Here is a 14,014-nt window from a genome sequence, read left to right as displayed (position 1 = left end):
GCGGCTGGCATTGCTTCCCCCACTACCCGTACAGCCCACGATGACGACAGCTCGTTCTTCACTGCGCCCGCGATTGCTGGCGTTGGCGGTGTTGCTTGCCACCGCGTCTCCCACACTTCATGCACAGTCCACCACCGGCGCGATCGCCGGACAGGCGCCGGCCACCGCCCAGCGCATCTTCGTTCGCAGCGATACCGGCCTCACCCGCGAGGTGACGGTCGATGGGCGAGGCCGCTTTACCGTCGGCCAGCTGCCACTGGGCCGCTACGTGGTGGAAGCACGCGATGCCGAAGGGAACGTGCTGCAGACCCGCGAGGGCATTTCGCTGACGGTAGGCGCCAGTACCGAGGTGTCCTTCGCTGACGTCACCCGGCTGGACGGTGTGCAGGTCAGCGCCGACCGGGCAGCGGCTGCGATCGATGTCAGCAGCGTGGACTCGCGCACGGTGATCACGGCCGAGCAGCTGCAGCGCCTGCCACTGGGTCGCTCGGCCGAGGCGATCGCGCAGCTTGCGCCCGGGGTCAACGGCAACAGTGGCAATGGCACCTATGCCGGCCCGACCGGTGCACAGCTGGTGAGCTTCGGCGGCTCGTCCGCTGCCGAGAACGCCTACTACATCAATGGCTTCAACAGCACCGATCCACTGCGCGGTCTGGGTGGCCTCACGCTGCCCTACGGCAGCATCGACCAGCAGGAAATCTACACCGGCGGCTACAGCGCCAAGTACGGCCGTTCCGATGGCGGCGTCATCAATGCGGTGGGCAAGCGCGGCACCAATCAGTGGCGATTCGGTGGCCAGGTCACCTGGGAACCAGCGTCCACGCGCTCGGACAAGGACGATGTGCGTTACCCGGGCAATGGCGCGCTGTATTCACCGGAAAGCCAGGACCGCGAGTGGGTGACCACGCAGAGCATCTACGCCGGTGGCCCGCTCCTGGAAGACCGGCTGTTCTTCTTCGGCTCGTACGAGCTCGAGCGCCGTGAGGGCACCGACGTCAAGAATGTGGAGGCGACCAATGCCTACTCCCGCTATGAGTACGACCGCCCGCGCTGGTACGCCAAGCTGGACTGGAACATCACTGACAACCACCTGCTGGAACTGACCGGAGCCTCCAGCCGCAATGTCTTCCGGGGCGATAGCTTCGCTTACGACTACGACACGCTCACCCGCGGTGCGCAGCGTGGCAAGGAAGACACCACCAAGACCGGTGGCGACCTGTGGACGGCCAAGTACACCGGCTACCTGACCGACCGGCTTACCGTCAGCGCGCAGTATGGCGAAATGCGTACCGATGACTACATCGGCAACCCAGCCTACGACGGCAGCCTGACCTACATCAGCAGCGCCACGCTGCAGAATCCGGCGCTGAACGGTGGTACGCCGATCACCAATGCGCAGACCACGTCGCTGCTGGTCAACCCGGATCGCGGCAACCGCACCAACAACCTGCGACTGGATGCGAACTACAGATGGGGCAACCACAGCATCACGGTCGGCATCGACAACCAGAATGCCCGTGCGCTCAACCGTGGCTCGGTGGCCTCCGCCGACGGTTACTATTGGATCTATGGCCAGTCCAACCCGAACGTGCCCCTCAATACCGGCCTGGGCGTGCCGGCCACCGGCGGCATCCGCAATGGTGAGGACGGCTATTACGTGCGCCAGTACATCTACAGCGCACTGGCGTCGGTACGCGCCTCGCAGCGGGCGCAGTACGTCGAGGACAACTGGCAGGTGACCGACCGCCTGCTGTTGAACCTGGGCCTGCGCCTGGATCAGTTCACCAACTACAACCGCGATGGCGACGCCTACATCAAGCAGACCAGCGGGCAGTGGGCGCCGCGGCTGGGCTTCAGCTGGGACGTCGACGGCGACGGGCGCTTCAAGGTGTTCGGCAACGTGGGTCGCTACTACCTCGCGCTGCCGCTCAACCCTGCATTCAACGCGGCGGGCGCGACGCTGGCCACCTCGACGTACTACACCTATGGCGGCATCGACAGCAACGGTTATCCAACCGACCTCACCGCGTTCTCCGGCGCGGTGTCGGCCAACAACTACTACGGCGTGCTGCCCGATCCGAAGACGGTGGCGACCTCCGGCATCGAGCCGTCCTACCAGGACGAGTTCATCCTGGGCTTCAGCAGGGCGCTCGGCCAGAACTGGGTGTACGGCGCGAAGGCGACCTATCGGGTGCTGCGCAGCGGCGTGGATGACTACTGCGATATCGGCGCAGTGCTGGCCAAGGCCGACAGCCTGGGGTATGACGTCACCAAGGACAGCAATCCGGTCAGTTGCTGGTTGATCAATCCTGGCCGTGCGAACACCTTCAATCTGGTCGATACCAGCGGCAACTACGTAAGCGTGCCGCTGACCAATGCCGAGATGGGCTTCCCCAGGTTCAAGCGCAACTACTACGCGGTGAACCTGTCGCTGGAGCACCCGTTTGATGGCCGCTGGTATGGCCGGGCGGACTACACGTGGTCGCGCAGCTATGGCACCACCGAAGGCCAGCTGCTGTCTGGCATCGGCCAGACGGCGGTGTCGACCACGCAGGCCTGGGATTACGCGCAGCTGATGGAGCACACCAACGGGCCGCAGAGCAATGACCACACCCACCAGTTCAAGCTGCACGGTTACTACCAGTTGACGCCGGAATGGCTGGTCTCGGCCAACCTCAAGGTGATTTCCGGCGCGCCCTTCAGCGCGTTGGGTTCGTATGGCCCGAACTTCGAAGACCCCTCCGGCTACGGCATTGCCTACCACTTCTACAACGGCCAGCCCGCGCCTCCGGGCAGCCAGGGGCGGCTGCCCTGGCTGAAACAGCTGGATCTGGGTGTCTCCTACCGGCCTTCGGTGGCGGCTGGGCGACTGGGCTTCAACCTGGATGTGTTCAACGTATTCAACAGCCAGGTGGCGTTGTGGAAATCGCCGTACTCCGAGTTGGATCCGGGGCAGCCGGACCCGCTGTACGGCGCAGCGACGGTACGGCAGGCACCGCGCTCGCTGCGCGTCAGCGTGAGCTACGACTACTGAGGGAATGCGCCGGCACGGGCGGGCATAAGCTGCCACCAGTAGGGGGGCGGACGATGCGTGGCTCGAAAACCGGGTTGTGTTGGGCCGGCGGGCACGAGGCCCCCACGCACCGCCCGCCATGGCCGGCAGGCGGAGACTTCATCACAACGGCGGGTTTTCGAGGCCCGGCCACCGATGCACGGTGGCCGGGCAACAATTACCTGCCGTTGTGGGGAGTGCCAAGGGATCGGGGCCAATGCGGCCAGGCCCGAGACGTTTCTGGCATTGTCGTATAGGGAGGAGTGGCGCGAGAGGCTTGAACGGCGGGGCTTTCGGTACTTCTGCGACGGCCCCGTCAGATTCGTCTGTTGGAGGGAGAAGAGTGCGTTGATTGCGACAGCGTGCGGCGCGCGTCTGCGAAGGTGCGAGTGACTTTCCACCTATTGACCGTCCAGCGCGCCACGGCGAGTCTGACTGCCGCGGCACTGCCCTTAGGACGAGAGGGCGGTGGTGTTTGAATGGATTCGCCGACCCGCGCAGACCCCGACAAGGATCATTGCAGATGTTGCGCCACAGCCGACCTCTTCTTTTCGCGGGTCTGATACCCCTGCCATGGTTCCTGTTCTGGACCACCGTTGCTGCGATGCTCGCACCCGGTTACAACCCGATTGCACAGCACGCCAGCGAGCTGCTGCAGGCACCCGCGCTCGCAAGCCTGTGCGGACGGATCGCCGCCATCGGCTGCGGGCTGGGGTTCGTACTGTTTGCCATCGCGCTATGGCGGGAATCCGGGCGCCGGATCGCCGTGGGTGCCGCCTGCTGGATGATCTTTGGCGTCTCCATGTTGACCAATGGGCTCTGGCCCATGGGTCATCCGATGCACGGCTTCTACGCCATCGGTATCGCGAACATCATTGCGCCGGCGATGTCGCATATCGAACTGAGGGCCTGGTCGGCCAACCGAAGGGCCTATGCCGTGACTGCCGTGGTGAGCATCGCGGCAGTGGTCTATCTATGGTTGAACCTGGTGGGCGCGGATCCGCAGGGTTTCAGGGGACTCACCCAGCGCCTGTTCTCTTCCATCAACTCCCTGTGGCCCTTCCTGGTCGCGCTGTACCTGCTGCGCAGGGGGCCAAGTGCACTACAGACGCAGCCCGCGCATTGATGGACAGGCGTGCCAGGCACTCGGCAATCGCGCAGGTCCGATCAAGGCTGACATCGACGGGACGCGCATACTGAAAGACATTCCGAAAAGACGACCCGACTTCAATGGCAGCATTCGATCATTCCCTGGTAACGCTCCGATTTTTCGGCGACGACCTTCTGCCGGATGAGATCAGTGCTCTGCTGGGGGCGGCTCCAACCGCCTCGCATCACAAGGGCCAGGAACTTGCAGGCAGCCACTCGGGCGTCGTGCGTATCGCCAGGACCGGAAGCTGGCGAATGGCCGCGATGCGTCGTGAGCCTGAAGATCTGGAGGCTCAGATTTTTGAGATCCTTGATCAGCTCACCGGAGATCCCGCCATATGGAAGTCGCTGGCACGGTTCCGGCCTGACCTGTTCTGCGGCCTTTTCATGGGCAGCAGCAATGATGGTGTCTCGCTTTCGCCCAAGGTCCTGCTCGCCCTGGGAGAGCGCGGCATCGAGCTCGGCCTTGACATCTACGATGCCGATGAAGATGTGCGCAACGCTCAGCACCAATAGACCATCAGTTGATGATCTCGCCACTCCCCGATGCGACGAATTCCCTCAACTGCCGGATGAAGTCCGCATCGTAGGGTTCCCACTCGGTGATCTCACCGACAATCCGCAGCGGCTGCGCACTGCGATACGACCGTGTCGGGTTCCCGGGAAACTTCTTGTTGGTGACGTTCGGATCGTCCTCGAACGGCCCGGTCGGTGCCACCACGTACACACGCGGCGGTCCCTCGCCCCGGGCCATCTCCGCGGCCAGCCCGGCGCCCTTGGCAATCGTGGTGAAGTAGATGTGGTTCATCACCACGCCATCGCGATAGTTGGAGCCGTAGCCGGCAACCAGCAGATCGCCCGTGGCCAGGTCGGCCCGGGTGCCGTGATAGAACGGCCCGGCGACCTGATCGCAGGTGTCCTGCGAAACGGGTGTCCATTCGGTGTCCTGCGTCATCGCGATACCCCCAAGGTTGTCCTGCCGGATCGACAGGCCGGCGAGTCTAGGGGGCCAGGTGGGCCTTGCTGCAAGGCCCCATCCGGGAAATAATCTGTAAGTGGGAGGCGCAGCGCGCCTCCTTTTTCATTCTGCGGCGCGGCGCCCTTCCAGCTCGCGCACCGCTGTTTCCAGCGCATCCAGCTTCTGGCGGGTCTTCAGCAGCACCGCGCGCTGCACCTCAAATTCCTCGCGCGTGACCAGATCGAGCTTGGCCAGCCCAGCCTGCAGCGCGCTCTTGAAGGTGGCCTGCAGTTCCTCGCGTGATTCGCGCAGGCCGGGCGGCACCAGGTCGCTGAGGCGGCGGGCGAGGTCATCGATTTGGTTCAGGTCGATCATGGGGTGCTCCGTGGGTGGCGCCCGCGCATCAGGCGCGGGCAGGCCGTTCAGCCACAAGGATACTGCCGGCGCGCGCTGCCCGGACAGGCAGCCGCGGCGTCGCACCGGGCGCGTTCAGGCGCTATCCTCCACGCCGGAAGACAGGAGATCGACGATGAAGATGGTCATGGCGGTGATCAAGCCGTTCAAGCTCGACGACGTGCGCGAAGCGCTGGCCGAGCGTGGCGTCACCGGCATCACGGTGACGGAGGTCAAGGGCTTCGGCCGCCAGAAGGGGCATACCGAGCTGTACCGTGGCGCCGAGTACGTGGTCGACTTCCTGCCGAAGGTGAAGCTGGAAGTGGCCGTGACCGATGACCAGGTGGAGGCGGTGGTGGAAGCCATCGTCAAGGCGGCCGGTACCGGCAAGATCGGCGACGGCAAGGTATTCGTGTATGACCTGGGCAGCGTGGTGCGTATCCGCACCGGCGAGCTGGACGCAGACGCGCTGTAAGCCGTCCGGCGGGATGTTGTAGAGCCGAGCCGATGCTCGGCTGCCGTTCCGCCGTCATGTAGAGTCGAGCTTGCTCGACTCTACAAAGAGCAGCCGAGCATGGGCTCGGCTCTACAAGGAGCGGTAAAGCGGTGAGCGGAGCGACGCTTACCGGCGCTTCGCCCACTTATAGAACCGCTTCCAGCCCTGGCGCACTGCGGCCACCCAGCCGGGGTCGGCCACCAGGGCGGCCTGGGTGGCGCTGGGCGCCTGCCCGGTCACGCGCTGGCGGATCTTCAGCAGGTTCTTCATGTCGCTGCGGCGCATCTGCCGGGTCAGCGGATTGCGGCGCAGCCAGCGCGGTGCGCGCCAGGCCGAGGTGAAGTCCAGCAGCACCGGTACGCCGCCGCTGACCACCACGTTGGTGCCGTGCAGATCGTTATGGGTGATGCCGGCCGCATGCAGGCGGCTGAGTGCGTGCTGCAGCTGCTCGAACACTTCATTGCCGACTGCCTGGGCGGTGCTGAGGGTCTGGCCCGGAATGAACTCCATGCCCAGTGCCAGGCCTCCCAGTGTTCCCAGCAGCGCCGGCGCGTGCTTCCAGCCGCCCAGGCGCTGCAGCATGCGCGCTTCACGTCGCACCATCAGGCGTGCGACCAGCGACAGCGGCGTGCCGCGATAGCGGGAGTAGTCCTTGATGACGGCCTCGCGGCCATCCAGGCAGGTGCGGTAGACATCGGGGGCCAGCAGGCGTTCGCCACGCTTGAGCAGCAGGGGCGTGGTGGCGTCATCGCCGCAGGTCTGGCAGGGGGAGGCAGGAAGGGGCATGGCGGGGTCTCGGACGACCCGGTGGGCGGCGCTGAAGCGTCAAGCGAACCGGTGAGGCGGGGGAAACTGGCTAAACTTTCGTTAAGTCAATTTTAGTACCGGCAAGTTCGCTAATCCACGTTCTGTCGGAGAAATGTCGGGGCCGTGGCTGGAACAGTTCGTCGCGCAAGGGCGGACAATTTCGTCTCACTCTTAGGTTTGGGGAATTGAAAATCAATAAGTTGAGGAGGAAATCCACCCGTTCAGCCAAGCGCCGCTGAACATGGCGCACGTGTGGCTTGACCCCGGCGCACGGCCTGCCGACCATAAGCTGTTCATCCGCGACATCGGCGGCCGCCCCGTTCCGGCACGTCCCCGTCCCCTGCCGCGTTGCCACCGATGCCGGCCGCCTGCGCCGTGCATCGCCCCCTGATTCCCGTTCCGGCTGCCGCCGGAGGAAAGTTTTTGATGATCAAGATCGTACTGGCAGTGCTGTTCGTGGCCTGCGTGCTGTACATCCACTTCCGTGGCAGGGTCCGCGCGCGCTGGTCGCGCCAGCTGCTGGACCACTCCAGTTTCATGGCCCCGATCAACGTGGTCATGTACATGTTCTCGAAGGTGCCGACCACGCCGTTTCTGGACCCGGGCAAGGAGTTCCCGCAGCTGGAACCCCTGCGCCAGAACTGGCAGATGATCCGTGACGAGGCGCTGGCGCTGCGCGATGCGCAGAAGATCGCTGCGTCCAGCAGTTTCAACGATGCGGGCTTCAACTCGTTCTTCCGCCGTGGCTGGAAGCGCTTCTACCTGCGCTGGTACGGCCCCTCGCACCCGTCGGCGAAGACGCTGTGCCCGAAGACCGTGGCCCTGATCGAGTCGATTCCGGACGTGCGCGCAGCGATGTTCGCGCAGCTGCCGCCGGGCAGCGAGCTGCGTCCGCACCGCGATCCGTTCGCCGGTTCGCTGCGCCTGCACCTGGGCCTGAGCACCCCCAACGACGATGGTTGCTACATCGTGGTGGACGGGGTGAAGAAGAGCTGGCGCGACGGCGAGTGGATGATGTTCGACGAGACCTACATCCACCACGCGCACAACGAGACCGAGCAGGACCGCGTGATCCTGTTCTGCGACATCGCGCGCCCGCTGCGCTTCGGCCTGCCGGGCCTGTTCAACCGTGCGGTGGCAGCCACCCTGCTGGCCGGCGGTGCCTCGCCGAACCTGCCCGGTGACCCGACCGGTGGTGTGAACAAGGCCTTTGGCGGCCTGTACAAGGTGCGCTTGAAGGCCAAGGCGCTGCGCGAGCGCAGCGTGGTGGCCTACCAGGTCATCAAGTGGGGCCTGGTGGCGGCGGTGATTGCCGGTATCTGGGCGATCTGATCGAACGGCCGCCGGGCATGGCCCGGCGCTACCGGAACACGAACAACCCGCGCTGTCGCCAGCGCGGGTTTTTCTTTACTTCAATGCCGCCTGCACGAACGGCGGGGTCACCAGCACGCCGGTGTGCAGCGCGGCGGTGTAGTACAGGGTCGTGAAGGTCTTGGCGGCCGAATCAGCCTGGCGGAAGTCGAAGCTGCTGTCGCCCTTGCGCGCCATGGTCACGCTCCACCAGCCGGTCGGGTAGCACGGCTGCGGGAACGGCAGGGTCTTGAACGAACCGAAGCCGGCCTTGCCCATCTCGGTACGCATCTCGTTGATCAGTTCCAGCTGCATCAGCGGCGATTCGGACTGCTGCACCAGGATGCCATCGTCCTTCAGCGCCTTGAAGCAGCTCTCGTAGAAGGCCTTGTTGAACAGGCCTTCGCCCGGGCCGACCGGGTCGGTGGAGTCCACGATCACCACGTCCACGCTGCCGGCCGGGCAGTTGGCCATGTAGGCCACACCGTCGTCGAACAGCAGTTCGGCGCGCGGATCGTCGTTGGAGTCGCACAGCTCCGGGAAGTGCTTGCGCGCCATCACCGTGACCTGCTCGTCGATGTCGCACTGGGTCACGCTCTCCACGCCCTTGTGCTTGAGCACTTCGCGCAGGGTGCCGCAGTCGCCGCCACCGATGATCACCACGCGCTTGGGAGCGGCGTGGGTGAACAGCACCGGGTGGCTGATCATCTCGTGATAGAAGAAGTTGTCCTTGCTGGTCAGCATGATGGCGCCATCGATGGTCATCAGGTTGCCCCAGTCGGTGGTCTGGAAGATCTCGATCTTCTGGAAGGGCGACTGCACCTCGTCCAGCTTGCCGGTGATGCGGTAGCCGATGGCCGAGCCGGTGCGCTCGAAATGCTCGATGTACCAGTTGTTGCTGTCAGTCATGGGACGTGTCCTTCTGGGGTCCTGTTCGGAGGGGGTAGAGCCGGGTTGGCGGCACGGGGCCGCGTGGCGCAAGCCACATCCGGACGGATCGGCCTGTTCAGGTCCGGCAGGAGCCGGGTCACGGGCGCGGGCGCGCATGATAACGAACCTGTGGGCATATAGGCGTTATCATGCCCCCCCTTTTATTGCCAACAAGGCCGACTGAAATGACCGATTGGTCCCTCGACCAAGCCCGCAAGACCTACTCGATCCCGCATTGGGCGGATGGTTACTTCGACGTGGATCAGGCCGGGCACATGGTGGTGAGACCGACCGGGGCGGACGGCCCGGTGGTGTCGCTGCCCAAGGTGGTGGACGCCGCCCGCGAGGCGGGCGCCAAGCTGCCACTGCTGGTGCGCTTCCCGGACATCCTCGGCCAGCGCCTGGGCAAGCTGCAGGCGGCATTCGCCCAGGCCCAGCAGGACTGGGATTACGCGGGTGGTTACACCGCGGTGTACCCGATCAAGGTCAACCAGCACCGCGGCGTGGCCGGTACCCTGGCCAGCCACCACGGCGAGGGCTTCGGCCTGGAAGCGGGCAGCAAGCCGGAGCTGATGGCGGTGCTGGCACTGTCGCGCCCGGGCGGCCTGATCGTCTGCAACGGCTACAAGGACCGCGAGTACATCCGCCTGGCCCTGATCGGTCGCAAGCTGGGCCTGCAGACCTTCATCGTCATCGAGAAGCCGTCCGAACTGAAGCTGGTGCTGGAAGAGTCCAAGGCACTGGACGTGAAGCCCGGCCTGGGCGTGCGCATGCGGCTGGCGTCGCTGGGCGCCGGCAAGTGGCAGAACAGCGGGGGCGACAAGGCCAAGTTCGGCCTGTCCCCGCGCCAGCTGCTGGACCTGTGGAAGTCGCTGCGCGATACCGAGTACGCCGATTGCCTGAGCCTGCTGCACTTCCATATGGGCTCGCAGATCTCCAACGTGCGCGACATCGCCAACGGCATGCGCGAAGCCACCCGCTACTTCGTTGAACTGTCGCAGCTGGGCGCGAAGATCACCCATGTGGACGTAGGCGGCGGCCTGGGCGTGGATTACGAAGGCACCCGTTCGCGCAGCTTCTGCTCGATCAACTACGGCTTGAATTCGTATGCCAGCAACATCGTGCAGCCGCTGGCCAACGCCTGCGAAGAGCACGGCCTGCCCCCCCCGCGCATCGTTACCGAGTGCGGCCGTGCGATGACCGCGCACCATGCAGTGCTGATCGCGAATGTGTCCGAAGTGGAACAGGCGCAGGAAGGCCGCGTGCCGGACCAGCACGATGACGAGCCGGCTTCGATCCGTCATCTGCGCGAGATCCACGAGGAACTGGACGTGCGCCCGGCGGTGGAACTGTTCCAGGAGGCGCAGCACTTCCATGCCGAAGGCCTGTCCAGCTACGCGCTGGGCCAGATCGACCTGCCGCAGCGTGCGCGCATCGACGACCTGTTCTACGCCATCGCCCACGGCGTGCGTGCGCGCCTGAGCTATGACGAGAAGAGCCACCGTCCGGCGCTGGATGAACTGAACGAGCGCCTGGTCGACAAGTACTTCGTCAACTTCAGCGTGTTCGAATCGATTCCCGACGCGTGGGCCATCGACCAGGTGTTCCCGATCGTGCCGATCGAGCGGCTGGACGAAGTGCCGGACCGTCGTGGCATCATTGCCGACATGACCTGCGACTCGGACGGCATGGTCAAGACCTATGTCGAGAACGAGAGCCTGGACAGTTCGCTGCCGCTGCACGCGATCAAGCACGGCGAGAGCTACCGTATCGGCTTCTTCATGGTCGGTGCCTACCAGGAGATCCTGGGTGACATCCACAATCTGTTCGGTGACACCGACGCGGTGGAAGTGGTGGCCGATGCGGACGGCTACGCGATCACCCAGCAGCGTCGTGGCGACACCACCGACGTGATGCTGGACTACGTGGGCTACCGGCTGGACGACCTGCGCGCGGCCTATGCCCAGCGCGTGGCTGCCGCCGGGCTGTCGCCGGAGCGTGCGCAGGAACTGTCGCAGGCGCTGGAGGCGGGCCTGACCGGCTACACCTACCTGTCCGACGAGCCGCTGGTCTGATGCCTGCGGCAACGCCGGGCATGGCCCGGCGCTATCGGTCCTGATGAGCGCCCGCGCGATCTTCCACCTGTTCCTGCATGCCGCCGTGCCAGCCCTGCTGGCATGGCTGTTCTGGCGCAAGCGCTTTGCGTCGGCGTGGTTGCTGATGCTGCTGGGCTGGATCATCGACCTCGACCATCTGCTGGCCGATCCGATCTACGCGCCGAACCGCTGCAGCATCGGCTTCCACCCGTTGCACACCGCGCCGGCGATCGCGGTGTATGCCGGGTTGTGCGTGCCGAAGAAGACCCGCCTGGTGGGCATCGGCCTGGTGATCCACATCGTGCTCGACGCCATCGACTGCTGGTGGATGCACCACCGCTGAGGCGGGTCGTGCAGCGCCGGGGCGGCTCTACCGGGGAGGCGGGGCGTCCGTCGGGGCCAGCGGCAGTTCCAACCGTGCGCGCAGTCCCGGGTTCTCGTTGGAAAGGCGCAGTGAGCCGCCGTGGCTGGCGGCGATCTCCGCGGCGATCGCAAGGCCCAGGCCGCTGCCTTCCACCCGTTCGTCCAGGCGTACGCCACGCTGCAGGACACTCTCCAGCTTGGCTTCGTCCAGCCCCGGGCCGTCATCGCGCACTTCGATATGCAGCCGGTCCTGTTTGGCCAGGGCCCGCAGGCGTACTTCGCTGGCGGCCCATTTGCCGGCGTTGTCCAGCAGGTTGCCCAGCATCTCCTCCAGGTCGGTGGCTGCGCCGGCGAAGGCCAGCCCGTGTGCCACGTCCATCTGGAAGCGGATGCGGCGGCCGGCATGCACGCGGGTCATCAACCGGCACAGTGCCTCCACCGCGGGCGTCACATCGCTGCGCTGGTGGTGGTCCACGGCCAGGCCGGCGGCCAGGTAGCGGTCGATGCTCGCACGCATGCGCGCGCCCTGTTCGTGCACCGTGCGCCGCCAGCCGCGTCCTTCACCCTCCGCCTCGGCCGCCAGCACGCTCAGCGGCGTCTTCAGCGCATGCGCCAGATCCTCGGCGCTGCTGCGCGCGCGCGCGACCATGCGCTGGTGGTGATCGAGCAGGGCATCGAGCTCATCGGCCAGCGGCGCGATCTCCAGATCCAGCCGGCTGCGGTCGATGCGCTCGGCATCGCCACGGCGGATGCGTTCCAGCTGCTGGCCCAGGCCGCGCAGTGGGCGCAGGCCGAAATGCACCTGGCTGGCCAGCACCGCCAGCCATGCCGCGACCAGCAGGCCCAGCGCGAGCGCGCTGCGCTGACGGAAGGCGGCGGTGTCCGCGTCCAGCGCGCTGCGATCATGGGCAACCAGCGCAATGTAGGGCTGCGATGCACGTGGCAGGCGCACCTGCTGCACACGGGCACGCAGCGATTGCTGCATCGGCCCGCTCAGATTGCGCTCGGCCGGGCCGGTGGCCGTGACCGGCAGGGTCTGGTCCCACAGCGAGCGCGACTGCAGCAGCACCTTGCCGTTGCGGTCGGTGATCTGCCAGTAGGCGCCGGAGAACACACGCTGGAAGCGCGCGTCGTTGGGTTCCTGGCGCAGCCGCAGCTGTCCGTCGGGATCGATCTCCGCCTGCGCGAGCAGAGTCAGCATGTCCTGCTGCAACTCGCCGTCAAGACGGTCGCGCGCGCTGCGCTTGAACAGCTCGCCCAGCAGCACGCTGGCCAGCACCGACACCAGCACCAGGCCGATGCCCCCCACCAGCAGCAGCCGCCGCCGCAATGAAGGCTGGCGCGCGCTCATGCCTCGGCCAGCCGCCAACCCTGGCCACGCACGGTATGGATCAGTTCCACGCCCAGCTTGCGCCGCACCCGGCCAAGCAGCACGTCCAGCGCGTTCGAGTCCGGATCGTAGCCGCCTTCGAAGACCTGTTCGCCGAGGCGGTCGCGGCTGATCACGCGGCCGGCGTGATGGATGAAGTAACTCAGTACGCGGAACTCCTGGGGACTCAGCGGCAACGGTTGCCCGTCCAGTTCAAAGCGACCGGCGTTGACGTCAAGCTGCAGGGGGCCGCACTGCAGGCGCGGGCTGGCGTGGCCCCGGCTGCGGCGGATCAGGGCACGCAGGCGCAGCACCAGTTCATCGGCCTGGAACGGTTTGGTCAGGTAGTCATCGGCGCCTGCATCGAAGCCGGCCAGCTTGTCGTGCCAGCGGCTGCGTGCGGTCAGCACCAGCACCGGAAAATCGCGGCCATGGGCACGCCAGCGCTCGATCACGCTCAGTCCATCCAGGCCGGGCAGGCCAAGATCGACGACCGCTGCATGCAGGTCCTCGATCTGTCCGATCTCTTCCGCACGACGGCCATCGGTGGCCACATCGACCACGTAGCCGGCCTGCTCCAGCAGGGGCTGCAGGCGTTTGGCCAGCTCGGTGTCATCCTCGGCAAGCAGGATCCGCATCAGTCGTCCAGTTCCATCTTCAACAACGTCCCGTTGCGCGCATCATAGTCCAGCTCCACCACTGCGCCGTCGTCACGCAGGATCTCCACCTCGTACACCGCGTCGTCCAGCTCCACCTCCAGCAGTTGGCCGGGCTGGCGCCTGAGCGCGTCGCGCACCACCTGTTCCAGGGGCACGTAACGGCCCTGCTGCACGGCGCGGCGCGCGACCTGCTGCGCCGGGTCCGGCGCAGGGCCGGCAGCGGAGCCCGGAGTGGCCAGGGCCAGCAGCAGGGGCAGGGAGACCAGCATCGGTGACGGATCCTCGGGCGATGGCGACAGGCGCGAGCATGGCACCGCCGACTAACAGCCGACTAACGATGGCCGCTAAGGGGCTGTTAGCCGACCGCGGCATCGTGGTGCTGCCGGAATGGT

General features: G+C 65.9%; 14 protein-coding genes. 7 read left to right on the top strand and 7 right to left on the bottom strand.

Annotated features, from left to right (window positions below):
- Window positions 1–40: 40 nt before the first annotated feature.
- The 3 genes from AC5P5M_RS06600 (at window position 41) to AC5P5M_RS06590 (ending at window position 4,717) form a co-directional block, all read left to right on the top strand.
- Complete coding sequence (locus AC5P5M_RS06600) at window positions 41–3,034, top strand: TonB-dependent receptor (protein ID WP_495205674.1); 2,994 nt, start codon at window positions 41–43, stop codon at window positions 3,032–3,034.
- Between the two features lie 541 nt (window positions 3,035–3,575).
- On the top strand, window positions 3,576–4,178 hold the full coding sequence (locus AC5P5M_RS06595; protein ID WP_164151930.1) for a DUF998 domain-containing protein: 603 nt from the start codon (window positions 3,576–3,578) through the stop codon (window positions 4,176–4,178).
- Window positions 4,179–4,282: 104 nt separating this feature from the next.
- Window positions 4,283–4,717, top strand: coding sequence for a DUF4279 domain-containing protein (locus tag AC5P5M_RS06590; protein WP_263176261.1), 435 nt, complete (start codon window positions 4,283–4,285; stop codon window positions 4,715–4,717).
- Between the two features lie 4 nt (window positions 4,718–4,721).
- Here the strand turns inward: AC5P5M_RS06590 and arr are convergent, their stop codons facing one another.
- Window positions 4,722–5,156 (bottom strand): NAD(+)--rifampin ADP-ribosyltransferase, encoded by a 435-nt coding sequence (gene arr, locus AC5P5M_RS06585; RefSeq protein WP_065181514.1) that lies wholly within the window; start codon window positions 5,154–5,156, stop codon window positions 4,722–4,724.
- 126 nt (window positions 5,157–5,282) lie between these two features.
- The gene (gene ubiK, locus AC5P5M_RS06580) at window positions 5,283–5,534 is read right to left on the bottom strand and encodes a ubiquinone biosynthesis accessory factor UbiK (RefSeq protein ID WP_053518135.1); all 252 of its coding nucleotides are present in this window, start codon (window positions 5,532–5,534) and stop codon (window positions 5,283–5,285) included.
- Window positions 5,535–5,688: 154 nt separating this feature from the next.
- On the opposite strand from ubiK, the gene AC5P5M_RS06575 reads away from it, so the two are divergent.
- Window positions 5,689–6,027, top strand: coding sequence for a P-II family nitrogen regulator (locus AC5P5M_RS06575; protein ID WP_005411374.1), 339 nt, complete (start codon window positions 5,689–5,691; stop codon window positions 6,025–6,027).
- A 147-nt stretch (window positions 6,028–6,174) separates the two neighbouring features.
- On the opposite strand, the gene AC5P5M_RS06570 is transcribed toward AC5P5M_RS06575, so the two are convergent.
- Window positions 6,175–6,834: an RIO1 family regulatory kinase/ATPase domain-containing protein gene (locus tag AC5P5M_RS06570; RefSeq protein ID WP_053518133.1), complete on the bottom strand. Its 660-nt coding sequence runs from the start codon at window positions 6,832–6,834 to the stop codon at window positions 6,175–6,177.
- Between the two features lie 447 nt (window positions 6,835–7,281).
- Here AC5P5M_RS06570 and AC5P5M_RS06565 point away from each other — a divergent pair, with 447 nt between their 5' ends.
- Window positions 7,282–8,187: an aspartyl/asparaginyl beta-hydroxylase domain-containing protein gene (locus AC5P5M_RS06565; RefSeq protein WP_495205673.1), complete on the top strand. Its 906-nt coding sequence runs from the start codon at window positions 7,282–7,284 to the stop codon at window positions 8,185–8,187.
- A 75-nt stretch (window positions 8,188–8,262) separates the two neighbouring features.
- Here the strand turns inward: AC5P5M_RS06565 and speE are convergent, their stop codons facing one another.
- Window positions 8,263–9,114 (bottom strand): polyamine aminopropyltransferase, encoded by an 852-nt coding sequence (speE, locus tag AC5P5M_RS06560; RefSeq protein WP_128988323.1) that lies wholly within the window; start codon window positions 9,112–9,114, stop codon window positions 8,263–8,265.
- Between the two features lie 206 nt (window positions 9,115–9,320).
- Between speE and speA the strand changes: the two genes are divergently transcribed.
- Together speA and AC5P5M_RS06550 are read left to right on the top strand one after the other, a co-directional pair.
- Window positions 9,321–11,210, top strand: coding sequence for an arginine decarboxylase (speA, locus tag AC5P5M_RS06555; protein ID WP_053520373.1), 1,890 nt, complete (start codon window positions 9,321–9,323; stop codon window positions 11,208–11,210).
- 43 nt (window positions 11,211–11,253) lie between these two features.
- On the top strand, window positions 11,254–11,574 hold the full coding sequence (locus tag AC5P5M_RS06550) for a DUF6122 family protein (RefSeq protein ID WP_065174355.1): 321 nt from the start codon (window positions 11,254–11,256) through the stop codon (window positions 11,572–11,574).
- Window positions 11,575–11,601: 27 nt separating this feature from the next.
- Here AC5P5M_RS06550 and AC5P5M_RS06545 read toward each other — a convergent pair whose 3' ends face one another.
- Genes AC5P5M_RS06545 through AC5P5M_RS06535 form a run of 3 tightly spaced genes read right to left on the bottom strand, consistent with a single transcriptional unit; the run spans window position 11,602 to window position 13,891 of the window.
- Window positions 11,602–12,945, bottom strand: coding sequence for a sensor histidine kinase (locus tag AC5P5M_RS06545; RefSeq protein ID WP_414487812.1), 1,344 nt, complete (start codon window positions 12,943–12,945; stop codon window positions 11,602–11,604).
- Window positions 12,942–13,601, bottom strand: coding sequence for a response regulator transcription factor (locus tag AC5P5M_RS06540; RefSeq protein WP_053520370.1), 660 nt, complete (start codon window positions 13,599–13,601; stop codon window positions 12,942–12,944). The genes AC5P5M_RS06545 and AC5P5M_RS06540 overlap by 4 nt, the downstream gene beginning before the upstream one ends.
- A complete protein-coding gene (locus AC5P5M_RS06535) occupies window positions 13,601–13,891 on the bottom strand; it encodes a PepSY domain-containing protein (RefSeq protein ID WP_053520369.1) in 291 nt (96 codons plus the stop codon). Before AC5P5M_RS06535 ends, AC5P5M_RS06540 begins: the two co-directional genes overlap by 1 nt.
- Window positions 13,892–14,014: the final 123 nt, after the last annotated feature.

It is taken from the genome of Stenotrophomonas sp. YJH_SMC_106-19 (assembly GCF_059368375.1).
Note: the sequence above shows the minus strand (reverse complement) of the source record. Positions and strands in the feature narration are given on the sequence as shown.

Bases quoted from the DNA above. Each gene is read 5' to 3' on its own strand.
- AC5P5M_RS06600 (WP_495205674.1), top strand. From the start codon at position 41: ATGACGACAGCTCGTTCTTCACTGCGCCCGCGATTGCTGGCGTTGGCG.
- AC5P5M_RS06595 (WP_164151930.1), top strand. From the start codon at position 3,576: ATGTTGCGCCACAGCCGACCTCTTCTTTTCGCGGGTCTGATACCCCTG.
- AC5P5M_RS06590 (WP_263176261.1), top strand. From the start codon at position 4,283: ATGGCAGCATTCGATCATTCCCTGGTAACGCTCCGATTTTTCGGCGAC.
- arr (WP_065181514.1), bottom strand. From the start codon at position 5,156: ATGACGCAGGACACCGAATGGACACCCGTTTCGCAGGACACCTGCGAT.
- ubiK (WP_053518135.1), bottom strand. From the start codon at position 5,534: ATGATCGACCTGAACCAAATCGATGACCTCGCCCGCCGCCTCAGCGAC.
- AC5P5M_RS06575 (WP_005411374.1), top strand. From the start codon at position 5,689: ATGAAGATGGTCATGGCGGTGATCAAGCCGTTCAAGCTCGACGACGTG.
- AC5P5M_RS06570 (WP_053518133.1), bottom strand. From the start codon at position 6,834: ATGCCCCTTCCTGCCTCCCCCTGCCAGACCTGCGGCGATGACGCCACC.
- AC5P5M_RS06565 (WP_495205673.1), top strand. From the start codon at position 7,282: ATGATCAAGATCGTACTGGCAGTGCTGTTCGTGGCCTGCGTGCTGTAC.
- speE (WP_128988323.1), bottom strand. From the start codon at position 9,114: ATGACTGACAGCAACAACTGGTACATCGAGCATTTCGAGCGCACCGGC.
- speA (WP_053520373.1), top strand. From the start codon at position 9,321: ATGACCGATTGGTCCCTCGACCAAGCCCGCAAGACCTACTCGATCCCG.
- AC5P5M_RS06550 (WP_065174355.1), top strand. From the start codon at position 11,254: ATGAGCGCCCGCGCGATCTTCCACCTGTTCCTGCATGCCGCCGTGCCA.
- AC5P5M_RS06545 (WP_414487812.1), bottom strand. From the start codon at position 12,945: ATGAGCGCGCGCCAGCCTTCATTGCGGCGGCGGCTGCTGCTGGTGGGG.
- AC5P5M_RS06540 (WP_053520370.1), bottom strand. From the start codon at position 13,601: ATGCGGATCCTGCTTGCCGAGGATGACACCGAGCTGGCCAAACGCCTG.
- AC5P5M_RS06535 (WP_053520369.1), bottom strand. From the start codon at position 13,891: ATGCTGGTCTCCCTGCCCCTGCTGCTGGCCCTGGCCACTCCGGGCTCC.